The organism is Rhizobium sp. BK538 (assembly GCF_014197575.1).
Lineage (GTDB): Bacteria > Pseudomonadota > Alphaproteobacteria > Rhizobiales > Rhizobiaceae > Rhizobium.
In genome coordinates this window covers 83,318-109,078 of record NZ_JACIFT010000018.1, presented here as the reverse complement: position 1 = coordinate 109,078, position 25,761 = coordinate 83,318, and the positions used below count along the sequence as shown (strand labels likewise).

The following is a 25,761-nucleotide window of genomic DNA, read 5'->3' as shown; positions in this document are numbered from 1 at the left end:
ACACCCCCGGTTTCGGTGGTATTAAAAAGTTCTAACGACGCGTCGTCCGCATGCCTACCTGCCCCGGATCATGTCCGCGGCTTTTGACCCCACGCTCACCACCATGGCTCTTCTACCACACCCAGCTTGGGCTGGTTTGAGACCCGCTCCTGAAAGCCGATCCCGAGGGGCCTACCCTCATCTTTCACGCAGCTTCTCAGCATGTTGTCAGTTCGCCATCGAGCCTCCTTCTGCTTGCTGCAGCACACTGTGGACGGGCACTAATTTGACTTTGGTCGCCAATGTGCGCGCGGTGTAGCATGGCTTTGGCCTGGTGGCGTCTTCGGCATCCGTAACGTCATGGCACACCTTCCGCATCCGCTGCTGCACCACGATCGCCTTGCTTCGGAGCGGCTTGCCTACCCGGCTATGCTTTCGGATTTGCGATAGAGCGTTGGATCGGGGATTGGCACCGCATTCATCAGCGCCCTGGTATAGTCGTCGCCCGGGTTTTCGAAGATCTGGCGGCGCGTGCCCGCCTCGACGATCTGTCCGCCGTGCATGACGGCGATCTTGTGCGACATGCGCTCGATGACGGCCATATCGTGGGTGATGAAGAGATAGGCGAGGCCCATGGTCTCCTGCAACTCCAGCATCAGATCGAGCACCTGCGCCCGCACCGAGACGTCGAGTGCTGCCACGCTCTCGTCGGCGACGATCAGCTTCGGTTCGAGTGCGAGCGCGCGGGCGATGCAGATGCGCTGGCGTTGTCCGCCGGAAAACTCGTGCGGATAGCGCGTCGCCGCATCCGGTGTTAGCCCGACGCGCCGCAACAGTTCGGCCACCCGTTCGCGTCGCTCGGCAGGCGTGCCGATACCGTGAATGGTCATCGGTTCTGCAATCGCCTTGCCGACCGACATGCGCGGATCGAGCGAGGCATAGGGATCCTGAAAGATCATCTGTGCCGAGCGGCGCACACGCCGCATCTCGTGCTGCGACAGGCGGGAGATGTCGTAGCCGTCTAGTTGCACCGACCCGGAGAAGGGAATGAGGCCTAGAACCGCCTTGCCGGTCGTCGATTTACCGGAGCCGCTTTCACCGACGAGGCCCATGGTCTCTCCCGGCATGATTTCGAACGAGACGCTGCGGACAGTTGCGGACGCTGACCGCCGGCCGAACAGCATGCCGGAGCCTCGAGCGTAGCTGACGCAGAGATCGCGGACATTCAGGACCGGCGCCGATGCGCCAGCCCTCGGCTGCGGCTCGTCTTTCGAAACGCGCGGCGGACCGTCGGTGCCGGCAAAGGCGCCGAGCCGTGGGACGGCGGCCAGCAGCCTGCGGGTGTAAGGCTCGGATGGGCTCTTGAATATGTCGAGCGAACTGCCCTGCTCCACAATGCGGCCATGCTGCATGATCGCCACCCGATCAGCCATCTCGGCGACGACGCCCATGTCGTGCGTGATCATGACGATCGAGGTGCCGAACTCGGTCTTGAGCTCTCGCATCAGCTTGAGGATCTGCGCCTGCACCGTCACGTCGAGCGCTGTGGTCGGCTCATCGGCGATCAGCACCTTTGGCCGGCAGGACAGTGCCATTGCGATCATAACGCGCTGGCGCATGCCGCCTGAGAGTTCGTGCGGGTATTGCTGCAGGCGCCGCGCCGGATCGGCGATGTGCACCGCCTGCAGCATCTGCCGGGCGATCGCCTCGGCATTTCCCGCCTGCTGATGTTCGCGGATCGCTTCTGTCAACTGAGCACCGATGCTCATGACAGGGTTGAGCGATGTCATCGGCTCCTGGAAGATCATGGCAATCTCACCGCCCCTGACATGCCGCATCTGGCTATCGGAGAGACCTGTGAGCTTCCTGTCGCCGAGGCTGATATTGCCGGATGTGATGCGTAGCGAGGCCTTCGGAAGCAGCCCCATGACGGAAAGCGAGGTCACCGACTTTCCAGACCCGCTTTCGCCGGCAAGGCAGAGCGTCTCGCCCGGCTTGAGATCGAAGCTAATATCGTTGAGGACCCGCTTCAGCCCCTCCGGTGTACGGGCATCGACACAGAGATTTTCGACGCGCAGCACCGGCCTTGCAATGGTTTCCGTCTCGGTCACGAAAGGACGATCCTGGGGAAATAGAAGGAGACAACCCAGTTCGGCATGTCGACGATTTCGCTGATGCGCAGATCGCCGCAGACCGAGCAAAGCATATAGGCATCGACGGCGCTGTAGCCGTGTTCGGCAGTCAGCAGGTCGATCATGCGCATTAAAGCATCACGGGCGCCGGTCATCAGATCCGGACCGATGCCCGTCGTCACTTCATAGCCCATGCCGTCGAGATGACGCGTCACCGGCTCGGTCACCGTGAAGCGTGGCGTCTTCAGATTGGCGCCCTTGACGAGATCCAGCGTCAACTCCACGTTCATCTGGCTTTCGATCGCCGTGCCGCAGACTTCGCCGTCGCCCTGGGCGGCATGCGTGTCGCCGACGGAAAACAGTGCGCCTTCGACCTCGATCGGCAGGTAGAGCGTCACGCCGGCGGTGAGATCGCGGATGTCCATGTTGCCGCCGACCTGGCGGGGCGGCACGACGGAATGCAGGCCGGGCTCGGCCGGGGCGACGCCGATCGTGCCGGCAAAGGGCTTCAATGGCACCTTGCCCCCCGGCCCGAAGGCGGCCGGCGCCATGGAAGCCGTGTCGTAACTCCACACATACAGGGCCGGATCCTTGAACTGATCGGCAAGCAGGCCGAAGCCCGGGATGTTGGCTGTCCAGCCCACTCCCGACGGATGAAACTTGCGGATCGTCACCTTGAGCGCATCGCCCGGCGTTGCGCCCTCGACATAGACCGGACCGGAAACCGGGTTGATCTTGCCGAAGTCTAGATTGGCAAGCGTGGCGAGCGTGGCGTCGGCGCCGATCTGGCCGCCGGACGAATCCATGCATTCGAACAGGATGGTTTCACCCGGCTTTGCCGCAAGCGCCGGCGCGAAGTCGCGGTTCCAGCCGAAGTTATGCTGGGCGCGGTGGATGGTGTGGCTGCAGATGCTGCACATGGCACGTCTCCGGAAAATATGGCTTCCCGGCTCATTGCCGGGAAGGCGGGGACCCTTGGCGTTACTTCACGAAGATCGCGTCGTAATTGATAACGCGGGTCGGATCGATGTAGATGTTGTTTTCGCCGCCCATGCGCAGCGACTTGGCAACGACACGGCGTTCGTTGGTGACTGGGATCCACGGCGCATCGTTCATAGCGTCGGTGAAGATCTTCTTCCAGGCTTCCACGCGGTCCCCGGACTTCGCCGGATCCGACATGGAGTCTGCCGCCGTCGCCCGCTTATCGAGCTCGGCATTGCAGTACCACGACCAGTTCCAGCCGCCCTGCACGGCGCCAGCGCAACCAAGGATCGGACCGTAAAAGTTGGAGGGATCGGGGAAATCTGCGATCCAGGCCATGCCACCCGACCAGATCATCGGCGCCTCGCCTTCGGTGCCGCCAGCGGCGATCACGTTGCCCTGTGCCAGCGCGCGGATTTCGGCCTTGACGCCGACCGCCGCAAGATCCTGCTGGATCGCCTGCGCGATGCGCGGTTGCGGATCGGTGTTGGTGGCGTAAAGCACGGTCTGGAAGCCATCGGCAAGACCGGCCTCGGCTAGCAGCGACTTCGCCTTGGCGACGTCGTAGGCAAAGCCCGAATAATCGCTGTCGTAACCAGGCATCAATGGCGGCAACACTTCCTTGGCGGGCGTCGCGCGGCCATTGAGGATGCGTACGATGCGGTCCTTGTTGATCGCATGGTTCACCGCCTGACGGACCTTCAGGTCGTCGAAAGGCTTCACCTTCGTGTTCAGCGTCACGTAACCGGTGTGGAGCTGTTCACCATCGACGATCATCTGCGCGCCGTCTGGCGAATTCTTGATTTCCAGGAATTTGGCCGGTGGAATGCCGTCGCCGGCGATATCGACCTCGCCCTTTTGCAGGCGCAACAGCGCGACGAGTGGCTCCTGGCCGACCTCGACCGTGAAGCCATCGATCTTCGGCGTATCTTTGATGTAATAGTCCGGGTTCTTTTCGAAGACGAGCTTCTGGCCGATCACCCAGTCCTTGAGGACGAAGGTGCCGGAACCGACGGGCTTCTTGCCGAAATCCCCGCCGGCGGCCTCGACGGCCTCCTTCGGCACGACCGAGGCGAAATTGATCGCCAGCACATGCAGGAAGGTCGCGTCCGGCCTGGAGAGCTTGAAGACGACGGTGCCGTCGTCGGGGGTCTCGATACCGGCAAGACCGGTCGCCTTGCCGCCGGTCAGATCTTCAAAACCGTTGATCGCGCCGAAGAAGCCGGCACCGGGGCCTTGGGTCTTCGGATCGACGGCGCGCTCGATCGAATATTTGACGTCGGAGGCGACCACGTCGCGTCCGCTCGAGAACTTTACGCCCTTGCGGAGCTTGAAGGTGTAGGTGAGCCCGTCGGGCGCGACCTCGAAGCTTTCGGCAAGCGAGGGAACGAGGGTGGCCGTACCGGGCTCGTAGTCCATCAGGCGCGAATAGAGGCTCTTGATCATCGACCAGTTGACCCAATCGTAGCCGATCGCCGGGTCGAGCGTGACGATGTCGTCCTTGTAGGTAACAACGATGTCCTTGCCCTCGGCCATGACGGCCAGAGGTGCGAGCATGATCGCCGCGGCAGTGGTCGTTCCGAGTAACCAGCGTCTGAGCATTGTGAGGTCCCCTTTTTTTCTCTGGTCAGGATGTTCTGATACGTGGGTCCATGAAGGGCGCAATGAGGTCGGCAAGAAGATTGCCCGTCACGATGGCGAGTGCCGATGTCAGCGTTACGCCCATGATGATCGGGATGTCGACCTGCTGGATCGCCTGCCAGGCCAGTTGGCCGATGCCGGGCCAGCCATAGACTGCCTCCACCACCACGACGCCACCCATGAACTGGCCGATATCGATACCGATCATCGCCACGATCGGTAGCATGGCGTTAGGCAGGGCATGGCGGAAGATGATGCGGCGCGACGACAAGCCCTTGGCGCGGGCCGTGCGCACATAGTCCTGGTTCAGCACGTCGATCATCGCCGAACGCACCATGCGCGCGTACCAGCCGGCGCCGAGCACGCCAAGCGTCGTTGCCGGCAGCACGACATGCGCGAAGCTGCCGTATCCGCTCATCGGAAACCAGCCGAGCGTAACGGCGAAGACATAAAGAAGCAGCAGTGCCACGACAAATTGCGGCGCCGATACGCCGACGAAGGAGGCCATCATCACGAGGCGGTCGACGGTACCGCCGCGCTTCACCGCCGCGACGGTGCCGAAGGTGACGCCAAGAACGACCTCGACGGTGATGCCGGCGGCCATCAGGATCAGCGTTGCCGGCAGACGCGCGACAATGAGTGTCCAGACTTCCGTCTTCTGTGCATATGAGCGACCGAGATCTCCGTATAGGAGCCCGGAAAGATAGGTCCAGAACTGAATGATCAGCGGCTGGTCGAGGCCGAGTTCGTGGCGGATGGAAGCGACGGTCTGCGCGGTGGCGCTGCGGCCTGCGATCATCCGCGCCGGATCGGCCGGCAGCGCATAAAGCAGCACGAAGGTGATGGCGGCGACGCCGAGGAGAATAAGAAGCGCCTGCCCGAGGCGGCGAAGAAGGACGAAGGCCATCAGCCCCTGCCCCTCTGCGTCGGATCGAGAATGTCGCGCAGGGCATCGCCGACGAGATTAAAGGCAAGCGCCGTCAGGAGGATGACCATACCGGGGAAGAAGACCAACCACGGAGCCGCCTGAAAGTAGCTCTGGCTTTCGAAGATGATATTCCCCCAGGAGGGTTGGGGTGGCTGGACCCCGATGCCGAGAAAGGACAGCGTGGCTTCAAGCAGCACCGTCGTCGCGATACCGAGCGTACCCCAGACAATCGCTGTCGGCACCAGATGTGGAAGGATATGCAAAAGCAGGATACGGCCGTGACCGGCGCCGAGCGAACGTTCAGCCATGATGAAATCACGCTCGACGAGGCCGCGCGTCTCGGTATAGACGATGCGCGCCACCTGCACCCAGTTGACCAGCGCGATCACCATGGCGACGATCCACAGACTGGGCTTTAAGAGCGCCGCCAATACGATAGCGAGCAGCAGCGCCGGAAAGGCCATCATCAGATCCGTGAAGCGCATCAAGATGTTGCTCGGCAGGCCGCGCAGATACCCCGCGACGATGCCGACGAACAGGCCGATGGACACGGCGATGCCGTTGGCGACGATGCCGATGATCAGCGACGTGCGCGCGCCAAACAGCATGCGCGAGAAGAGATCGCGGCCGAGCGTATCCGTGCCGAGCAAAAATTGCCCGCCCGGTGGCATGGGCGCGCCTTCAAGCGTCAGGCCGTCGAACATCTGGTCGTCGGGACTGAAAGGCGCGATCAGCGGTGCGGCCAGCGCCAGCACCACGACCGCAACGACAATCACCAACCCGAACAGCGCGGCCGGCTGCCGTGATAGCGAGCGAAGTATGCCCATCAACCGACCTCCGGCAGGGGTTCGGCCCCGCCGAGGACGATTGCGGCGAGTTGCTCCATCGTCAGGCGACGCTGCATGGCGTAGTCGCGGAGCATGCCGTAGGCCCTCTCTTCATCGAGCCCACGCACGGCACGCAGCTTCTCGACCGCCGCATACACCAGAGGCCGCATGCGGAGGCGCTGTTCGAGATAGCGCAGCTTGTCGGCAACGACGCGGCGTTCCTGATGGATCGACACTGCCATCACCAGAGCAGGAAAGATGGCGGACGCGGCAACCGGCTTCGGAATGATCGCGCTTGCACCCTTTTCCATGGCCCAGGCAATACGGCCCGGCGCCTCGGAACCGAGCAAGGCCACCAGCGGCTTGCCTGATGCGCCTTCGCTCGGCGGCAACAGATCATCCCAACCCTGATCGGCGTCGACCAGAACGAGATCGGCCTCGGCCCATGTCGAGAGCGGCTCCCAGCGGCGCGTGGCTCGGATGCCAAGCAGGCCGAATTGACGCTCCAACCTGTCGGTGTTGCTGTCTTCGCGATGCAGGATCACGGCGAGCCAACCTGTGAAATTCGGCGTCCTGCTCATGACACGACCCTCAGCTTGGCAGGCATGGAGGTGCCGCGCGTGGTGAGATAGGGGTCGGCGGCAAGCGCCGGGCGGGAAGCGATGATATCGAAGCCGTTGTCGTCGCTGATGCGGCCGAGATGAAACGGCAGCGCTGCGTGATTGGTTCGTCCGTCGATTTGCAGCGGCCCCAGCAGAGAGTCCCATGTTCGGCCGTAAACGGCACGGCGCACCGCAGCGGGCTCGTCACTGCTCGCAGACAGGATCGCGGCAATGCAGAGATCGACGGCTGCATAGGCGCTGGCGAAAACGCTGGAGATGCGCCGGTCCCGTCCATAACGCAGCGCGGCGCGGGTCTTGAACTCGCGATTCTCGTGCGTGTCGAGCGTGTCGAAGTAGGATGCCGCACAGAGCTGGCCGGTAGCAGATCCCTTTTCGATCAACTCGAGTTCGCATTCCATCAGATCGCAGCTGACCACGGGGCAGTTCTGCGGACGGAAGGCGGGATCGCTATCACCGAGCTGTTTCATTGCCTCCAGAAAGGCGTAGCTCGACGGTCCGATGAGATTGTTGAGCACGAAGCTCGGGCGACGCTCGGCGATTTCAGCGATGATTCGATCCACTGCCGTTTCCTCCAGCGGCAGGTAGCGCTCGCCGAGAACCTCGCCGCCCGCATTGGCGATCAGTTCGCGCGCCAGTCGGTTCATCTCCCAGCCCCAGACATAGTTGGCACCGACAAGATAGGGTCGCGCGCCGTAGCGGGGAATGAGGTACTCGAAGGCGGGGATCAGATGCTGGTTCGGGCAGCCGCCGAGATAGATGACGCTCTCGTTCGCCTCGAAGCCTTCGTAGGGGCACATGTACCACAGCAGGCCGTCATGCTTCTCGACCAGTGGAATGACTTCCTTGCGTGCCGCAGATGTGATCGTGCCGACGATATGGCGGCAATCGGCGCGCAACATCTGCTGGGCGCCGTCGAGATAGGCTTGCAGGCTGGCGTGCGGATCATAAAACACCGGTTCGATGACGCGACCCGTTCGCTTGACGCCGTCCTCGACGGCAAGCATCGCGCCGTCACGGGCATCCACGCCCATCGCCCCATAGGGGCCGGTGGCGGAGTAGAGAATACCGATCTTCAGCGCGTCGTCCATCATAGCCCAAAATACGAAAACCCCATGACGCTCATCCCGCTCATCGGCGGGGCGTCATGGGGCGAAACTGCCCAGCGACATCGAAGTCATGTGAAACGCGGATCCAAACCTGCCTAATCCGCAGGCTTGATTAAAATACAGACATTAGCAGCAAGTCAAGCGGGAAAAAACCGCCGGCTTTCACCGACGTGACACTCGATATCACCTGCTTGGTTCAACGCGCGGGACCATGGAAGCTGACAACATCTGCCTGCCCTCGCTGTCATGGCCCAGCCAGACGCCGAGGCGCCTGGCTGCTGCTTCATCAGTTTTTCACGGTGTCTTCGAGGAAGAAACGGCCGAGGGGGTTCTGGTAGAAGTTCTCGATGTTCTTGCGCGAGACGTTGATGTAGGGGCTGTAATAGAGGTCGATCCAGTGGACGTCGTCCTTGGCCGTCTTCTGGATTTCGACATACATGGCCTCGCGCTTCTTCGGATCGAGTTCCAGGCGGGCTGCGGCCACCAGATCCTTCACCTTGTCGCTCTTGTAGCGGGTCATGTAGTTCATGTTGGTGTCGTGACCGAGCACGAAGGTCGTCTTCTGGTCCGGGTCGAGAATGTCGTTCGTCCAGTACATGACCGAAATGTCGTAATCGCCGGCAACCAGCATGTCCCAGCTCTGGCTCGGGTCTACCTTCTGCAGGTTGACGGTGACACCGGCCTTGGAGAGCTGCTGCTGCAGAAGAACGGCGATCTGTTCGTCGACTTCGTTGCCGGCATTCACCACATAGTTCAACGCCAGGTCGGACGCGCCGGCCTTGGCCAGCATCGCTTTGGCCTTTTCCGGATCGTAGGGATACTGATGGTTGTCGTCGTAGTGATAAAGCGACCCCTTCGGGATATAGGAGTTGGCCACGGTTCCGATGCCGAAGGTGACGGTATCGACGACCGCCTTCTTGTCGATCGCCATGTCGAGTGCCTGACGCACCTCCTTCTTGGCGAGCGCGCCGTGCTCGTGGTTGATCAGCAGATGGTCCTCACGTGTCGAGGTGTCGATCAGTACGTTGAGATTGGCATCCTTCTTCAGTTCCTCGACCCGCGAGAAGGGCACGAAAATCGCCGTGTCGAGCTGCCCGGCCTGCACGTTCAGCATACGGGTATTGTCGTCAGGCACCGAGATCCACTCGACACCGTCGAGCTTTACGCGGTCCGCCTGCCAAAAGTTCGGGTTCTTTTCGAGAATGACGCGGTCGCCGCGCCGCCATTCCTTGACGGTGAATGCGCCCGACGACGCGGTCGGCAATTCGGCAAAGGCGTCCTCACCAGCCTCGACGGCCTTCTTCGACAGTACCGAAACGTTTGGAAGCGCCAGCGTCGACAAAAAAGGCGCGGACGGCGTCTTCAGCTTGACAGTGAGCGTCTTCGGATCGGTCGCCTCTGCGGTCTTTACGATCTTGTAGCTGTCGCTCCAAAGCGAAGCCTTGTTGTCGCGGATACGCAGAAGGCTGAAGGCAGCATCCTCGGCCGTGATCGGCGAACCGTCGGAGAATTTCGCGTCGCGGATCTTGAATGTGTAGGTCAGTCCGTCGCCGGAGACGGACCAGCTCTCGGCCAGACCCGGCTCCAGCTTGGTGCCGGTCTTGTCGACGCGGATGAGCACGTCGAAGACGTTGGAGAAGACCCAGTTGTCGACGTTCTGGGCTGACTTGATCGGGTCGAACGTGGTCGAGTCCTCGCGACGGCCGATGCTCAACACGCCGGCAGCTTCGGCGAAGCTGGCGCTGAGACTGAGGGCAGCGGCAAAGGCGCTAAGCCCGATGGATTTCCACTTCCTGTTCATGATGTCGTTCCCTTCGTTATTGTGGAATGCGCTTGATGGATAGGATGTTGGCAGGAGCAGTTCGGATATCGCCAAGCAGCGGCCTGTCCGGGTTGATGTCCGGGATCGCGGCCACCAGTCGAGCGGTGTAAGGGTGTTTCGGACGCGCGAAGATCTCTTCCGACGGACCGTCCTCGACCACCTCGCCGCGATACATGACGATCGTGCGCGCACAGAGATTGCGGACGATGGCCAAGTCATGCGCGATGAACAGCAGCGTCAGGTTCATGCTTGCTGCCAGCTCGCGGAACAGGTCGATAATCTGCGCCTGAATCGTGACGTCGAGCGCGGCCACGCATTCGTCGGCGATGATCAGCTTCGGATTGACGGCAAGTGCGCGGGCGATCCCGGCGCGCTGGCACTGGCCGCCGCTCATCGAGCGTGGCTTGCGTTCGGCGAACTCGCGCTCGAGCCCGACGAGATCCAGCAATTCTCCGATCTGCGCGGGGATGTCGGCCTTCGGGACCTCGCCACGCACCGCCAGCACCTCGCCGATGGTCTGGCCGATGGTCATGCGTGGGTTCAAGGCGTTGAACGGATCCTGGAAGACCATGGCGGCCTCGCGCCTGAGCTTCGCCAAGCTCGCGCTTTTCTGCAGGGCAAGATCGGCACCGTCGAAACTGATGTGCCCGCAGGAGATCGGCGTCAGACCCAGTATCGCGCGTGAGAGCGTGCTCTTGCCGCTGCCAGATTCCCCGACAATACCGACCGTCTCGCCCGGCATGATCCGCAGGCTGATGCCGGAGACGGCACTGACGGTCTTTGCCGCACTTCCCTTGAAAAGGCTGCCGCCGACCGGAAAGCGCACATGCAGGTCGTCGATCTCCAGTATCGGCTTCACCGCCGCCGTCGCAGGCAGTCCGGCGCTTCTTGCTACGGCAGCGCCATCCGGCATCGACGGGTGGCTGTGAATGAGCTTGATGGTGTAGGGGTCCTGCGGGTGCGACAGGATCTGCCGCTTCGGGCCCTGCTCCAGAAGCCTGCCGTTGCGCATGACCGCGATCCGGTCGCAGGTTTGCGCTACGATGCCGAGATCGTGGGTGATGAGGATGATCGACAGGCCGCGCGTGTCGCGAAGTTCGATCAGCAACTGCAGGATCTGCGCCTGGATGGTCACGTCGAGCGCGGTCGTCGGCTCGTCGGCGATCAGGATTTTCGGATTGCACGACAGCGCCACGCCGATCATGGCGCGCTGGCGCATGCCGCCGGAGAGCTCGTGCGGATAGCTGTCATACTGACGAGGCGGGTCTGGAAAACCGACCTGCGACAAGATCTCGATCGCGGCCGCGCGGGCTGCCCTCCCGTCGAGGCCCTGATGATAGCGGATGCCCTCGGCAATCTGATCGCCGATCCTCATCACCGGATCGAGATGGCTCGTCGGGTTCTGGAAGATCATGCCGATCTCGCTGCCGCGGATGTCGAGCATCTCGGTGTCGCTGACGGTAGTCAGGTCGCGCCCTTGGAGAAGGATTGAGCCGTCTTCGATCCTCAACCGCGAGGATGGAAGCAAACGGATTAGCGAGCAGCAGAACAGGCTCTTGCCGGAACCGCTTTCGCCGACCAGCCCGAGTATCTCACCCTTTGCCAGATCGAGCGATACGGCATCGAGCAGCGTGCGCGTTTCATGGTCGAGATGCGCCTTGACCGTGAGACCGCGAACCGAAAGGACGGAGGCGCTCATTCATGCACTCCGAGCAGTTCGCCGAACGCATCACCGACAATGCTGAAACCGAAGGCAAGGAAGACGATGGAAAGGCCGGGAAACAACGTGATCCACCAGGCTGTGGTGATGAAGCCCTGGCCTTCCGCGACCATGACGCCCCATTCGGCAACCGGTGGCTGGACGCCGAGCCCAAGATAGCTGACAGCGGCGCCGCTGAGCAGGACGAGCACGGCATCGGACATCGAAAACACGATCGATCCGGCAATGGCGTTCGGCAGCAGATGGCGGAACATGATCCGCATGCGGCCAAAGCCGAGGCTGACCGCTGCCACGGCGTAATCGCTGTTTTTCAGAACAAGGATCTGCGCTCGGATCAACCGTGCGTATGAGACCCAACCGACGAGAGCCATGGCGATATAGAAGCTGCCGAGGCCCGGCCCGAGGATGGTGATGATCGACAGCATGAGCACCAGAAAGGGAAAGGCCATGATGATGTCGACGATCCGCATGAAGATCGCATCGACGATGCCGCCGAAGAAGCCGGCGACCGTGCCGACGACCGTGCCGATCAGGAACGGAAAGGCGACACCGATCACCGCGATCTGCAGGTCGATCCGCGCACCCCAGATGATGCGTGCGAGGATATCGCGACCGAAGTTGTCGGTACCGAGTGGATGCAGGAGGGACGGCAATTGCAGGCGCGCATTGCTGTCTTGAAGGATCGGATCGTACGGCGCAATCAGCGGCGCCGCAATTGCCATGAGAATGAAGAACAGCAAGATCGATGCACCGACGGTGAGCATGGTGCGCCTGCCCAGGAACGTTCGCCAGCCCGCAGCACAGGGTGAGACGGCCATCGTACTCATAGCTTCACCCGCGGATCGGCCGCGACTGTGGCAATGTCGGCGAGGAAATTGACGAGCACCGTTGCACAGGCAAAGACCATGGCGACGCCCTGCACGACCATGTAGTCGCGCGAGAAGATGGCGCGCACCAGCAACTGCCCCATGCCCGGTAGCGCAAAGACGCTCTCGATGACGACGGTTCCGCCGATCAGCCAGCCGGTGTTGACGGCGAGCAGGTTGATGGTCGGCACCAGCGAGTTCGGCACCACGTGACGCCAGAAGACGATGCGCTCAGGCATGCCGCGAGCGCGCGCTGCCGTCGCCACATCCGATTTCAGAGCCTCGATCATTGCCGTCCTGAGGCTGCGTGTCAGAACGGTCGACAGCGACAGCGCGATGGTGAGGCTCGGAAGAATGAGATGAGAGAGCTTATCGGCGATCGTCGATCCGTAACCGGACACCGGCAGCAGGTCGAGCTTGACGCTGAACAGGATGATCAGCATCAGGCCAAGCCAGAAGGGCGGGAATCCGATGCCGAACGTCGAAATGATGCGTACGGCATGATCCGGCGCCCGCCCCGCGTTGCGCGCCGCGATTGCCGCGAGCGGCACGGCGATCACGACGGACAGCACGACGCTCGAAATGACGAGTGCGATCGTCGGCTCGATACGCGTCGCGATCAATTTGAGCACGTCGATCTTGTAGAGGATCGACTTTCCCATCTCGCCGTTGGCGAGGTTTTTCAGGAAATAGAGATACTGCAGCCAGATCGGCTCATCGAGGCCATATTGGGCGCGGATATTGGCGATCGCCGTCGGCGTGGCGCGTGTGCCGAGCAGCACGCGCGCCGGATCGCCGGGAATCAGCCTCACCAGCACGAAGGTGATGATGCTGATGCCGGCGATGACCGGCAGGAACTGAAGAGGCCTTCGGAAAACGAACCTATAGCGATGCATGGCGATGCCGGTGCCTCCGTCGTCTGATGCTGTCGTCTGCAAGCTTATGCATCAGTTCGACCTGTTGCGTGCCAGGAAATCGAGAAGTGCCGGATAGTAATCCGCCGGGTTTTCGTAGAAGGGCATGTGGCTTGCGTTGGCGAACACCTTCAGTTCGGCGTTCGGGATGGCGAGTTTCATCTTCAGCGCGCAGGCAGGCGTCAATTCGTCGTGCTCACCGCAGGTGATCAATGTCGGGACCGTCATGGAGGGCAGATCCGGAACGCGGTTCCAGTCCTTCAGGTTGCCGGTATAGAGGAATTCGTTCGGGCCCTGCATGGTGCCGTAGGGGCCCATGTTCCAGTCGCCGAGCGATCGGCGAACAGGTGCGGGCCATTCCGTGAGGCGGCACACGTGGCGATAATTGAGAATGGTGACGGCGGCGAGATATTCGGGGTGGTCGTACGTGCCCCGGGCTTCGTGCTTCTGCATCATCGCCACCGTTTCCGGCCCGAGCGCGGCACGCAACCGCTCTAGTTCCAGGATCAGATGCGGCATGTCCCCAGCGGTATCCTCAAGGATCAGCGTCTGCAGGTTGCCAGGATAGGTGAGTGAATAATCGATCGCCAGCCACCCACCCCAGGAGTGACCGAGCATGTGCACTTTGCCGAGCCCAAGCGCCTTGCGCACGGTCTCGGTCTCCTCGACATAGCGGCCGATCGTCCAGAGCGATGAATCGGTCGGACGGTCCGACGCGCCGGTCCCGAGTTGATCAAAGGCAACGACGCGGTAGCGTTGATCGATCAGACAGGAATGCGCCTCGCGCAGATAGTCGCAGGGCAGTCCCGGCCCGCCATTGAGGCAGAAAACCGTCTCCGCTCCATCCCCGAAACTGTAGGCCACCACCTTGTGGCCATCGACTTCGATCTCAAGTCGAGCATCGGGCTCGATCTCACGCCACATTGACCACTCCGACGAAGAAAGTGCTTGCTTAATATTTGGGCACTGCTAATTTTTACCTCAAACGATGTCGGGCGCCAGCTATAAGAAGTGATAGGATCGGCTCGAGGCCTGTGGAGCCAGCGATGATTGACGAAATCGGCACGATCAGACGACAGTTCACGGATCATCAAACGCTGGACGGCCGGATCGACCAGGTCTTCGAAGCGATGAAGGCTATCGGTTTCGAGGCGCTGATCTACGATTATACGCCGGTGCCCTACGATCTCGACGGCGAAATCATGATTCCATCGCTGCTGAAACTCCGCAACATTTCCGACGACATGCATGACTACTGGTTCAATCACGGTTATTTCCGCATCGATCCGGTCCAGCAGGTGGCGCTGCGCACCTCCACCCCCTTCTTCTGGAACTACGATGCGGAGGCAGACACGCTGATCCGCCGTTTCATGACCGAGGACACAGCTCCGGTCGCGCGTTATCTAAGCGAAAGGGACATGTCGACCGGCGTTACCGTGCCGGTCCATATGCCGCGCGGCGACTATGCAACCGTCACCGGTGTGCGCTTCGGCGGCGACCGGGAATTCGAAAGGCACGCGCTGCGCTACATCGCCGACTTCAACCTCCTCGCACATGTTTTCCATGAGGCCGCCTATTCGCTCTTCGATACGAAGACGTTCAGCACCGGCAAGGCAAGGCTGACGGAGCGCGAGCGCGAATGCCTGCGCTATTCCGCCGAGGGCCTTTCGGCCAAGGAAATCTCCCGCGTCATCGACCGCTCCGTTCCCACCGTCGTCATGCACCTCAACGCTGCGGCCAAGAAGCTCGGCGCTAAGAACCGCACCCAGGCGGTCGTGCGCGCCACTCATTACCGGCTGCTCGAGGACCGCCCATCCTATAACTTGTGATAGCTGCCGCGCCTCTTTTAGCCGCGTTATGCTTTTCCATCTATCGCCACGACATGGAGGAGCACGTGAACGCACTTGCGTCGAAGGACGCCTTCCTGCCCTTTCGCGAATACCGAACCTGGTATCGCGTCACCGGGTCGCTCGACAGCTACAAGTTGCCGCTTGTCGTCGCCCATGGCGGTCCCGGCTGCACGCACGACTACGTCGACAGCTTCAGGGGCATCACCGAGATCGACGGCCGGCCGGTCATTCACTACGACCAGCTCGGCAATGGCCATTCCACCCGCCTGCCGGATAAAGGGCCGGACTTCTGGACCCCTGGTCTTTTCCTCGAAGAATTGGACGCGCTCCTGAAGCACCTGGGCATTCAGGAGCGCTACGCCTTCCTCGGCCAGTCCTGGGGCGGCATGCTCGGCGCCGAGCACGCCGTGCGACGGCCGAAGGGGCTGAAGGCGCTCGTCATCGCCAATTCGCCAGCCAACATGCACACCTGGGTTGCGGAAGCAAACCGTCTGCGCGAGGAGCTGCCGCAGGATGTGCAGGACACGCTTTTGAGGCATGAGAAGGCCGCTACGATCACCGATCCTGAATACATCACCGCATCGCGGGTCTTCTACGACCGCCATGTCTGCCGCGTTTCGCCATGGCCTGCCGAAGTCGCGCGCACCTTCGCCATCATGGACGAGGACAATACCGTCTACCGCAACATGAACGGGCCGACCGAATTCCACGTCATCGGCACGATGAAGGACTGGACGATCGAAGACCGTCTGCATCTCATAGAAGCCCCTACCCTGCTGATTTCAGGCAAATACGACGAGGCCACACCGCTCGTTGTGAGGCCCTATGTCGACAAGATCAGGGGATGCCAGTGGGTGCTATTCGAAAACTCGAGTCACATGCCGCATGTCGAAGAAAAGGCGCTCTGCTTGGAAAAGGTATCTAGCTTCCTCTCGCGCTTCGATTGAAGCGCGAGAGGACGTTTGCCGCCCCCTGCAGAAATCCCTCCTGTGAAGTGCTTGGATTGGAGACGACTTTGTCCAACTCGTTCTGCCCGGGGATTCCCCGAAGCAATCAGCCGCAGCAGCGAACGACGACGGCAAGATTGGGCACGGTCCTATCTGACTTCGATCCTGACGCGAGATTTGCGGCACCGTCAGCCACCGACCACGGAGGTACTGGCAGTTGTCGAGATGCATCGAGGAAGGCCGGCACGCCCAAGGTGGCAACAGCGGTACCGAAAATACCGAAGACACATGCGCTGACAACAACAACTAATCTGATGGGAACGAAACTCAGCGGGCCGCGTTGAGCAAAGAGACGGTAGGTTATGACATCCCTGCCGTTCCTTTCCATGACTCTTCCTCGCCCCGCTGGCAATTGCGGGGCTCTTTTTGAAAGAGAGCAGGAACAAAATTCCGGTGCGGAATGTTTTGGTTATGGCTTTGGGGAAATGAGACCCTCAAAGTCCAACTCGCGCCTTAGCCCCGCATCCGCGACTGCGGGGTCTTTCTTGCCCTGATAGCGTTTAGTGGAACCTTGCAGGTCACCTTGTGCTGAGTGATCGGCCCCCTTTGTCCGGCCTCGGCCGCTTGGGAGATCTTAAAGCTCTTGCCAAAAGCCTGGAGCACGATGATGTCCCCAAGTAGCCTTCTATCTCTAGGACATGGTGACATTGAATTGGTCATCACCGCGGTTCGCACTTAGTGCGAGGATAGAGACATATCGCCGGATTCTGATCGAGGGTGGTGGGCGGTCGGCGAGACACGCGGGCCGCGATCTGGGTGCAGGTTGACGTCCACGGTGCCTCTCAATGTGATCAACACGCACCTTGGTCCCGCAACCGGCAAGTAACAGAGCTCCTCGGCGAAGACTGGATCGCAAACGCCCGATTCCCGGCCCTACCGGCGATCGTCTGCGGAGACTTGAACGCCATTCCATCGTCGCCGCCTACAAAAGCTTGGCGACGCATTTTTGCGACGCCCAGTTGTTGGCCCAAACGAAGCCGCGGCCGACATATCCATCGCGCTACCCGCTGCTGCGCGTCGATCATGTTTTCGTATCAAAGGACCGCCAGGTCGCTTCCGTAGCGATCACGGCTGATCGGCCGGCACGCCGACGTCCGACCATTTGCCGCTTCTGGTGAGGCTGGATGTGGAACGGTAGGTTTCGGACGACGCATCTCTTGGGGACGCGACAAGCTTTGAGCGTTAATTCCGGCTTACGAATGGCAACGCTGCAGCTCCTTACCATCGCCGTTTGCCACGAGATCTTCAGAAATCACCTGATGCTTCCCAGCGCTTTGATCCCACATCGCATCATCTCAGACTGGAACTTTTGCACGGAGTCGGCAGTTGGCCATTGAATACAGTGCTGCGGAGGATGCTGATGCACTTCATGCGCAACATCGCTGCCATCCTGGTTCTGTTGATCTCGACGGACGCCGTTGGTCAAAGCACGAGAAAGCCGGTTTCAGAACGATGTCAGGCTCCGTCGCAACAGGAATTGCAGGAAGGTTCACCATCTCGGAGCGGCGGCGATGCAGACTTGGCCCGTTGCAATGGCGTGATCGTACCGCCAGCATCAGGCGACGAAGCGCTGGAGCGCCCGGCTCCTTCGAGCGGTACCCTGCGCGTGATCCCCCCGAGCAGGGCTCCGGGTCAGCAGCGCAGTCTGCCTGAACCGCAATAGCGTTCTGAATGGGAACATCAAGCTCGCGTTGGAAAACCTTAGGAAGCCAGAGCGAGGCTCCATCCTCACAGGCAGGATTTTCAAAACCGCATCAGGCCACTCCTGGTTCCGCGACACCATCATTGTGAGGGACGACCACCAGCCTTTCAAACCTGGCTGGCTGGGTTCCGCCCGTTGCACCATTTATCAGGAAGCGACAACGAGTCTTCGCTGCCGGTCAATTCGTACTTGCCAGCCCCGATCGTGTTCGGGATAGCGCATCAGCCCACCGCGTGTGCGAGGCTACTCGATCCTAAGGGGTACTCTGTCGATCAAGTCTATGACATACTGAACGCTGACCGGTCGCATCGACCGAAACTTTACTTGGCCGTCAGCGCCGACGAGTATGGCTTCGAATTCCTCAGGCGAAGGACCGCTACGATCCGCACGGATCTGGTCAGCACCAATATCGGCCGGGGCGTTGAAACTGGAGAAAAACCGCGGCCGGCAACGCAAAAGCGCAATGTTCCGCACTGCAATTCGGGACGATCGTCAGCAGAGCCCTCGAAAAGGACAAGGACGTGGCACTTGTTGCGAAACGAGAAGACTTGGGGCATGGATCGTTAGACGCCGGAGACGCCCCCGATGATCGCTTTGATGAGTGATGTGAGCGTAGCCCTGTCCTGCTTCCTTCCCATGTAGACAGACGAAGCTCTTCCCGCTACGGGCGCGAGAATAGTCGAGCCCTGTGATTAATCTTAATCGGCGAAAGCAGCGCGGCACGGCTGCCTGGAATTAGTGCGAAACGCGGTCTGGCTTTCCTCGCCGTTTCGTCGACGCGAACTCCTCGAGTTGCTTCTCGCTCATGGAGTCCACCATTTCCTTGGATGCCCCTTTGAGCCTGTTCTTTGGTGTTTGACCACGCTTTGCCGAAAGGGCGGCACCAGCTGCTTTCTGCTGAGCTTTGGATTTTGCGGGCATTTTTCTTCTCCTTTGTCTCAAGCAAACTAACTGTCGGCCGGGGACAAAGTTCCTGCTTCTGACGCCACCGCGTCGAATGACGTTGAAGATTGCGCATGGGACCGATTTCGATGCGCGAATTGAGGTCTTGTCGAAGATCGTCGACGTTCAGCGTGCAACCGCAAACTCGAAACTCGCATTCATAGAACGTCCTTTCCAGGGAGCACTACGAGAGGCGAATGCGGGCCATGAAACGCTTAGGGGGACTTCAGTTTTTACGCTTGGAAGGCCGCATTCCAATCGAGGTCGTGCTGGCTTCCGGCAGGACCGGCGGGTTCTTCACGAGGCGCAAAAGCAAGTTCCGTTTTCTCTTGCGCTGGACAAGATCAACATCACTGACAAGCTTTGCGCCGCCCTCGCGCCGCTCCAACGTGATTTTGCGGCTATGGAAGGCTTCGAGCTCGGCTCGATGCGCTACGCTTATGATGGTGACCTTCGGCAATTCGTGGATCACCATCTCCATCATCTTGTCCTGGCTCTTCTCGTCGAGTGCTGACGTTGCTTCATCCAGCACAATGATATCAGGATTGTGTAGCAGCAGACGCGCAAACGCGAGCCGCTGCTTTTCGCCACCTGACAGCGTCTGGTCCCAAGGCGCGTCCTCCTCGATCTTGTCGATCAGATAATCGAGCCCCACCTTGTCGAGGGCCGCCTTGATCTTGTCCAAGGTCCAACTATCGGCGGCGCCGGGATAAGCGACGGCACGGCGGAGCGTCCCGGCAGGGATGTAAGGCCGTTGCGGCAGCATGAAGAGTTGCATGTCGGCGTGGAAATTGACGCTGCCGTCACCCCACGGCCAGAGACCTGCGATGGCCCGCACCAGGGTGCTCTTGCCCGAACCGGATTCACCGGCCACGAGCACCCGCTCACTTGGTTCGATCTCGACCTGGGTTTCCTTGACCACGGCGGTGCCGTCGTCAAGCGACACGGAGAGATCGCTTAGACTGAGCATCACATCGCCTTCCGTTTCACCGCGCTTGATGCGTCCCAAGTCGTTGCTCTGTTCCGCGCGCTCAAGCCCGTCGAGCGACATCATCAGCGAGGCAATGCGCCGTGCACAGGCATTCCAATCGGCGAGACGAGGATAATTGTCGACGAGCCATCCGAATGCGCTCTGAACGATGGCAAAGGCGGAGGCGGCCTGCATCACTTGTCCAAGCGTCATGCTGCCTTCGAGAAACTTTGGAGCGCAAAGCAAGACGGGCACGACAGGCGCGAACAGGCTCGATCCCTGCGACACAAGCGTCGTTCGCATGTGCTGGCGTGCAAGGAGCGCCCATTGCCTGAGCACATTGGTAAAGGTCTTATCGAGGTCGCTACGCTCTTCCTCCTCACCGCCAAGCAGTGCAATACTCTCGCCGTTTTCCCGAACATGCGTCAGCGTATAGCGAAATTCGGCTTCCGCCTGATTTTTGACCTCGGAGACGTGGACGAAATTGCGGCCGATGACCGCCATCGAGCTGGACGTGATCGCGGCGTAGAGTACTGCAGTGATGACGAGGAAGCCGGGAATTGTAACGGTCGAGCCTGCGATTGTCAGATGCATGGCTCCGCCGATCGTCCAGAGCACCACGATGAAGGTCGAAGCCGACAGGAATGCGGAGATGACGCCGGCGATGAAATCGACGGGTGCTTCGGTGGCAATCCGCAAATCCTCCGAAATGCGCGCTTCGGGGTTCTTGTGGTCGCCGCCGATGAGGTTCAACTGATAGTAGCGGCCGTTTGCGAGCCAGCGCGCGATCACTGCGGTCGTGAGCCAGGAACGCCAGCGGCGCTGAATCATCATGCGAAGGGCGACCTGTGCAGTGACGAGGATGATGGTTCCGAGCACGAGTGGCAGGAATACGACGCTCAGGAGATATACGGTGCGGCCATTATGCTGCTCGAGGGCGTCAAAGATTGCGCGATTCCAGAGATTGATTCCATACTGGAAGCCGACATTGACGACGATCAGCGTCAATAGCCCGAGTGAACACGGCCACGCGAAGTTGTCGCCTCCGCGGCCCCAATAGCCGCGCGCGCTGATCCAGAAGCGCGTCAACAAATATCTCTTGCGCGCCTGCTCCGCCTCCTCAGCCGTCAACTCCGGATCGGGCTCCACGACATTTGGCGGCGGTGCAACTTCGACAGTTGATGCCTTCTCGGGACGGTCTGGTTTGGCGCCGCCGATCGATCTCGGATTGAATTTAGCGTCGATCATAACCGTCACAACGGCTTAAAAAACAAAAGGTTTCATGATGTCGCTGCCCGCATCGGGAGCGCCGTTTCATCGCGGCGACGCATGCGGATTTCGTGGAGAAGCTCGAAGGCGGCGAGATCGACACAGAGCCAAAACGCAAAGAGCTCCTCGAGCGTTGCGGTGAAGAGCTTGAGGCAAAGACCCGAAATGGGCAGAATTTGCAGAGAAGGTTGGTTGCGGGGGGCTGAGCTCACAGAGACTTGTTTTTCTCACCTCAATGTCAATAGAATCGGGAGTCTCCACGGTTTCATGTGCTAGGAGCAAACATTCGGGATGCCAACGCCGAAGGTGCGAATGGGTTTCTTGAACCAGCGCATAGGCCTTGGCCTTTCAGGCCGCGATCGGGTTGGTGTGACCATAAAATTTGGGGTGGCTATAGCTAAAATGCCGTCGGATTTATTCACCTGCTATTTTCGCCGAATCCGTGGTGACGTCCATCGCAGGCAGCCAGAACTGCGCAGGCGAGACCAATTCCCAGCAATCGAAAGGACTGCATTTTTGCTCCGGTACGGTTTGGGAAGTGAGCCGCGTTGCTGATCGGCCAGCTTCAATCTGCTGCGTAAATCAGGCCATCGCCCGATGTTGATGGTGCCCACTTGGCGACTGGAGCGGACAATGTCAAGATCTTCCGGGACTAGAATGTTGACATAAGCAACTTGACACTCTACATGGACGGCATGACCCAAGACATTTCCACCGATGACCAGCGGCCCTACCACCACGGCGACCTTCACAGGGCGATCGTAGCGGCCGCTCTCGACGTGCTGAGCGAGTCTCAAAGCACAGAGTTTTCGCTCCGCGAGCTCGCCCGTCGGGCGGGCGTCAGTCACAACGCCCCATACAAGCACTTTGCCGACAAGCGCGAATTGCTAGCAGCCGTCTCGGCGGTGGGGTTCGAGCTGCTGGCGAAGCGGATGGCAGAAGCGACCAAGGAACTCGACAGTCCGCGCAAGAGGCTGGCAGCTATGGCGCGCGCATATGTCTGCGGCGGCGTTAACAATCCGGCGCTCTACAGATTGATGTTCGGCGGCTACCTTGCCGGTCAGGACGATGGGCGTCCCGCGATCGAAAGAACCGCGGCTTACAACATGAAGACCCTTGTAGTCGATGCGATTTCCGACGGCGCTCTCGGGCGCCCAATCGCAGATACCGAGGCCAATACCCGCACGATGGATGGGGCGATTCTCGTCTTCTGGTCCCAGATGCACGGTCTCACGTTGCTGCTGGTCGATCGCCTCGTCGGCCCTGGCGACAAGATGGAGGAGCTGACCGAGAACGTCCTGCAAGGAATGCTCGACGGACTGGTGAACAGCATCCCGACCGTACCAGATGGCGCTTGGGTCGGTCCTCCGCTAGCGGGGTAGGAGTACCGATGGCAAGCACGCTTGGTTCGGAGCTTGTCGGTGAAAGCCTTGTTATCTTCCGGGTACCCACTGCTCTCATTCCGAGAGGAGAATTCACGTGGACGCATACATCTGAGCTCTGATGGGTCTTCCCGGCATCGCGATTGGCAGCCTGACCTCGTTTGCCACCACGTGGACGACGCAGCGATCCCAGGTGAAGGAAAAACATCACGAGGTCGAGATTGGTAAGCGCGAAAAGCTCTTTTCGGATTTCATCGCCGAAGCCACCCACGTTACGATGACGCGATAAACCACCAGAAGGACGACGTCTGTGACCTCGTGCCACTCTATGCATTGGTCGCCCAGATGCGTCTGATCTCCTCCCGGCCGGTAGTCGATGCAGCCGGGCTGGCGATGGCCAGAATCGTTGAAACCGATCTGACGCCCAATCGCTCACTCTCTGAAATCCGGGACCTCGCGCGTTCCGGCACGCTGAACTTTCTCCTCGATTTTGGCGAGGCTTGCCGGGCGGAACTGGCGGCAGGGCACCTGTCGACCCGATGATAGGATTTGGGGAACTCGGGGGCCACCAGGGGCCTTTCGGCACGCAAACCAGCCAAAACTCGCCTCCTCTGCCGGTCGGCGGCTTGAAGTGCGTGTCGCGTTCGGCCAGCCAAGGTCGCCCCTAAGACCAACTGCTGCGCGACCAGACGGACGACCGCCCCTTTGAGCTGCAACACATAATGTCGGGATCTGGCGATGCGCGAACAGGTTGTTTCGAGACTGATACCAAGAGATAGATTGCTGATGCCCGGCCCAGGACATAGGTAGATCCATCATAAATTCTTCAGGCTAAACGACTATGAAAGTCTCCGAACTCTCCTCGAGGCAAAACGTGCAGTCGAAGAAGCGCGCCGCTCTCAAACTGCGGCTTCTAGCGCCTGCCAACTCGAACATCCCCGCGCCTCGCACCACGCCGGGGACATTGCGGGCATGCGATGATCAAGCGAGCGCCCTTTCGACCGCTGATCAGATCGAACCATCAGCTCTCCTTTCTGTTGCTCTGTTTTCGCTCAGCCTCGCGATCCTTGTCGCAGCGACATCGACGATGTTCGATTCCACCTGGTCCCAAGCCCTTCGCGGCGCCTTTGTAAACCTCCTGGCCAGATTGGTGATGTAGGGAGGCCAGCTTCTCCGCCGGATGTCTTTTCGAGACAGAAAGTATCGGCGACCCACCGAGAGCCTGAACGAGGCGATCCAAGCGCACAAAGCAATCCAGGCGATCAGAAGTGTTGCTTCAGGTCGCCTCCTCTTGGGCGGTACGGACAGGTCGGCCACGCAAGCGGATCGAAGGTTGCAGAAGTAGGTCAAGACGTCAGTGGCTATTGCCAGTTGGTTGCTCACGGTCGGCCCAATTCCTTGGCTCGTACCCACATCGGTGATCGAAGTTCGCCGGGTGGTTGCTTCGACGGCTCGGGCACACCCAGCTCAGTGCTATCGCAGCGCAGCTGAACGTGGAGAAAGACCTTGCTTTATGTGACCCCAGCAGAGAGGCTCTCAGCTTCTGTTGCAGAGCCAGTTGAGCTCACCTGCGAATTTGGACAGGACCATGAACCTACCGCTTTGGAGCGACCCTATCGCTCAACTCTTCGGGCTGGCCGTCGCCGGCTTGGTGTTCAGCCGGTTTGTGTTTCACCGACACCCGATTTGGCGGCTCATCGCTCACATCGTCTTCCTGATTGCGTTGACCGCTCTCCTACTCCACGAGGGCATCCGGCCCTACGCGCCTGATACACAGACCGACGATGTGTCCCGGCGGATCTTCATCGGCTTCGCCAAAGCCGTCTGGTGGATAGGCGGCGCCATGGTGTTGATCAGCTCGGTTCGCCTGTTTCTGATATTCGAGCGAAAACCACGGGAAGCACGTCTGCTCCAGGACCTGGTTGTCGGCCTCATCTACCTCGGAACCGGCCTCTCGCTTATTGCCTATGTCTTCAGCATTCCTGTGGGCACGCTGATCGCGACTTCGGGGGTGTTCGCGATCATCGTTGGTCTTGCATTGCAAAGCACCTTGAGTGACGTCTTTTCGGGCATCGCATTGAATCTCGGGCGTCCCTACTCGGTCGGCGACTGGATCGTGCTTGACGATGGCGTCGAGGGCCGGGTGATCGAAACAAATTGGCGTGCCACCCATCTTCTCAGTGGCACAAACGACCTGATTGCCGTCCCCAACAGTCGCTTGGCGAAAGCCAACGTCACGAATCTCAGCAGTCCTGACGAGAGCCATGGGATAGCGATCAAGGTGAGGCTAACACCTGCACCGCCCGCCACAGTCGCGGAGGTCATGAGGACGGTTCTTTTTGCTTCGAATAACATTCTCGATGCCCCCACACCCTCGGCAACGATAAAGGCTCTCGATGGTGAGGCTGTTGAAGTAGAGCTAACCTGCCGAGTCCGAAATAGGGCACACATTCCGATTGCGACAAACGAGATCTATGACCTGGTGTTCCGGCATTGCAAGGCTGCCGGGTTACCGCTCGCTGTGCCGGCGTCGGTCGGCGTGGCTCCAGACCAGGATCCCGCATATCGGCAGCATCCAAGCACCGCGTGGCGGCTTCTGAACGCTATACCCCTCTTCGCGCCCTTGACTGAAGATGAGAAGGAGACGCTTGCGGCGAGCATGACGCGCCAGACCTATCGCAAAGACGAGATCATCGCAGAACAAGGAACGAGGCTGGCCTCTCTGATGCTGATACGGAACGGCGTCGTCTCGATCACAAGGAAGGAGGGCGATCGTGAAACAGAGCTTCTCCGCCTTTCACCAGGACATTGCTTCGGGGAAGAGGGAATGCTGACGGGTGCGCCGGCACCTGGGACCATACGCGCCCTGACATTTGTGATCGCCTACGAGATCAAGCAGGATCCGCTTGCCGCCCTTATGCGTGACCGCCCGGCCCTCGCCGAGGAACTGGGCCTCGTCCTGTCACGCCGACTTGAGGCAGAACGCCTCCAATCGGCTGACACTTTTCCTCGCGGCGCAGAAGCAATGACATTTGGTGATCGCATCCGCCAGATTTTCCAACTATCGTAACCGACCAGCATCGTTGGCTTCCGATCGTGG

At 60.3% G+C, this 25,761-nt stretch carries 20 protein-coding genes and 2 pseudogenes; 7 read left to right on the top strand and 15 right to left on the bottom strand.

Annotated elements, in window-relative coordinates; genetic code table 11:
• Window positions 1-398 precede the first annotated feature (398 nt).
• The 12 genes from FHX09_RS21710 to FHX09_RS21655 form a co-directional block, all read right to left on the bottom strand.
• Window positions 399-2,090 (bottom strand): ABC transporter ATP-binding protein, encoded by a 1,692-nt coding sequence (locus tag FHX09_RS21710; RefSeq protein ID WP_132589535.1) that lies wholly within the window; start codon window positions 2,088-2,090, stop codon window positions 399-401.
• Window positions 2,087-3,031 (bottom strand): acetamidase/formamidase family protein, encoded by a 945-nt coding sequence (locus FHX09_RS21705; protein ID WP_132589533.1) that lies wholly within the window; start codon window positions 3,029-3,031, stop codon window positions 2,087-2,089. The genes FHX09_RS21710 and FHX09_RS21705 overlap by 4 nt, the downstream gene beginning before the upstream one ends.
• Window positions 3,032-3,092: 61 nt before the next feature.
• The gene (locus FHX09_RS21700) at window positions 3,093-4,694 is read right to left on the bottom strand and encodes an ABC transporter substrate-binding protein (protein WP_132589531.1); all 1,602 of its coding nucleotides are present in this window, start codon (window positions 4,692-4,694) and stop codon (window positions 3,093-3,095) included.
• A 25-nt stretch (window positions 4,695-4,719) separates the two neighbouring features.
• Window positions 4,720-5,640 (bottom strand): ABC transporter permease, encoded by a 921-nt coding sequence (locus FHX09_RS21695; RefSeq protein WP_132589529.1) that lies wholly within the window; start codon window positions 5,638-5,640, stop codon window positions 4,720-4,722.
• Window positions 5,640-6,488 (bottom strand): ABC transporter permease, encoded by an 849-nt coding sequence (locus FHX09_RS21690; RefSeq protein ID WP_132589527.1) that lies wholly within the window; start codon window positions 6,486-6,488, stop codon window positions 5,640-5,642. Before FHX09_RS21690 ends, FHX09_RS21695 begins: the two co-directional genes overlap by 1 nt.
• The gene (locus tag FHX09_RS21685) at window positions 6,488-7,069 is read right to left on the bottom strand and encodes an ANTAR domain-containing protein (protein ID WP_132589525.1); all 582 of its coding nucleotides are present in this window, start codon (window positions 7,067-7,069) and stop codon (window positions 6,488-6,490) included. Before FHX09_RS21685 ends, FHX09_RS21690 begins: the two co-directional genes overlap by 1 nt.
• Window positions 7,066-8,199 carry a transporter substrate-binding protein gene (locus FHX09_RS21680; protein ID WP_183721528.1) on the bottom strand — a complete coding sequence of 378 codons (1,134 nt, stop codon included), beginning with the start codon at window positions 8,197-8,199 and terminating at the stop codon, window positions 7,066-7,068. Before FHX09_RS21680 ends, FHX09_RS21685 begins: the two co-directional genes overlap by 4 nt.
• A 304-nt stretch (window positions 8,200-8,503) precedes the next feature.
• Complete coding sequence (locus FHX09_RS21675) at window positions 8,504-10,018, bottom strand: ABC transporter substrate-binding protein (protein ID WP_183721531.1); 1,515 nt, start codon at window positions 10,016-10,018, stop codon at window positions 8,504-8,506.
• A 16-nt stretch (window positions 10,019-10,034) separates the two neighbouring features.
• Entirely contained in the window at window positions 10,035-11,738 is a 1,704-nt protein-coding gene (locus FHX09_RS21670; RefSeq protein WP_132589521.1) for an ABC transporter ATP-binding protein, read from the bottom strand.
• A complete protein-coding gene (locus FHX09_RS21665) occupies window positions 11,735-12,586 on the bottom strand; it encodes an ABC transporter permease (protein WP_132589519.1) in 852 nt (283 codons plus the stop codon). The genes FHX09_RS21670 and FHX09_RS21665 overlap by 4 nt, the downstream gene beginning before the upstream one ends.
• A complete protein-coding gene (locus tag FHX09_RS21660; RefSeq protein ID WP_184450616.1) occupies window positions 12,583-13,521 on the bottom strand; it encodes an ABC transporter permease in 939 nt (312 codons plus the stop codon). Before FHX09_RS21660 ends, FHX09_RS21665 begins: the two co-directional genes overlap by 4 nt.
• Window positions 13,522-13,572: 51 nt before the next feature.
• Window positions 13,573-14,463 (bottom strand): proline iminopeptidase-family hydrolase, encoded by an 891-nt coding sequence (locus FHX09_RS21655; RefSeq protein ID WP_132589515.1) that lies wholly within the window; start codon window positions 14,461-14,463, stop codon window positions 13,573-13,575.
• 122 nt (window positions 14,464-14,585) lie between these two features.
• Here FHX09_RS21655 and FHX09_RS21650 point away from each other — a divergent pair, with 122 nt between their 5' ends.
• From FHX09_RS21650 to FHX09_RS30525, 4 genes and pseudogenes are all read left to right on the top strand, one after another.
• Window positions 14,586-15,368 (top strand): LuxR family transcriptional regulator, encoded by a 783-nt coding sequence (locus tag FHX09_RS21650; protein WP_007801721.1) that lies wholly within the window; start codon window positions 14,586-14,588, stop codon window positions 15,366-15,368.
• 53 nt (window positions 15,369-15,421) lie between these two features.
• On the top strand, window positions 15,422-16,336 hold the full coding sequence (locus FHX09_RS21645; RefSeq protein ID WP_165933077.1) for a proline iminopeptidase-family hydrolase: 915 nt from the start codon (window positions 15,422-15,424) through the stop codon (window positions 16,334-16,336).
• Between the two features lie 49 nt (window positions 16,337-16,385).
• Window positions 16,386-16,519, top strand: a pseudogene (locus FHX09_RS30025) (AAA family ATPase); the annotation flags it as partial.
• Window positions 16,520-17,113: 594 nt separating this feature from the next.
• Complete coding sequence (locus FHX09_RS30525; protein ID WP_348649188.1) at window positions 17,114-17,458, top strand: endonuclease/exonuclease/phosphatase family protein; 345 nt, start codon at window positions 17,114-17,116, stop codon at window positions 17,456-17,458.
• Window positions 17,459-18,833: 1,375 nt separating this feature from the next.
• On the opposite strand, the gene FHX09_RS21630 is transcribed toward FHX09_RS30525, so the two are convergent.
• The 3 genes from FHX09_RS21630 to FHX09_RS21620 all read right to left on the bottom strand — a co-directional run bounded on the left by FHX09_RS21630 (window position 18,834) and on the right by FHX09_RS21620 (window position 21,491).
• Entirely contained in the window at window positions 18,834-19,019 is a 186-nt protein-coding gene (locus tag FHX09_RS21630) for a DUF3008 family protein (RefSeq protein WP_007801332.1), read from the bottom strand.
• Window positions 19,020-19,266: 247 nt separating this feature from the next.
• A complete protein-coding gene (locus tag FHX09_RS21625) occupies window positions 19,267-21,258 on the bottom strand; it encodes an ABC transporter ATP-binding protein/permease (RefSeq protein WP_132589511.1) in 1,992 nt (663 codons plus the stop codon).
• A 32-nt stretch (window positions 21,259-21,290) separates the two neighbouring features.
• Window positions 21,291-21,491, bottom strand: coding sequence for a hypothetical protein (locus tag FHX09_RS21620; RefSeq protein ID WP_184450606.1), 201 nt, complete (start codon window positions 21,489-21,491; stop codon window positions 21,291-21,293).
• 483 nt (window positions 21,492-21,974) lie between these two features.
• Here FHX09_RS21620 and FHX09_RS21615 point away from each other — a divergent pair, with 483 nt between their 5' ends.
• From FHX09_RS21615 to FHX09_RS21605, 3 genes and pseudogenes are all read left to right on the top strand, one after another.
• Window positions 21,975-22,661: a TetR/AcrR family transcriptional regulator gene (locus FHX09_RS21615; RefSeq protein WP_132589767.1), complete on the top strand. Its 687-nt coding sequence runs from the start codon at window positions 21,975-21,977 to the stop codon at window positions 22,659-22,661.
• Window positions 22,662-22,782: 121 nt separating this feature from the next.
• Window positions 22,783-23,204: pseudogene (locus FHX09_RS21610) on the top strand (hypothetical protein).
• 1,045 nt (window positions 23,205-24,249) lie between these two features.
• On the top strand, window positions 24,250-25,731 hold the full coding sequence (locus FHX09_RS21605; RefSeq protein WP_132589507.1) for a mechanosensitive ion channel family protein: 1,482 nt from the start codon (window positions 24,250-24,252) through the stop codon (window positions 25,729-25,731).
• Window positions 25,732-25,761: the final 30 nt, after the last annotated feature.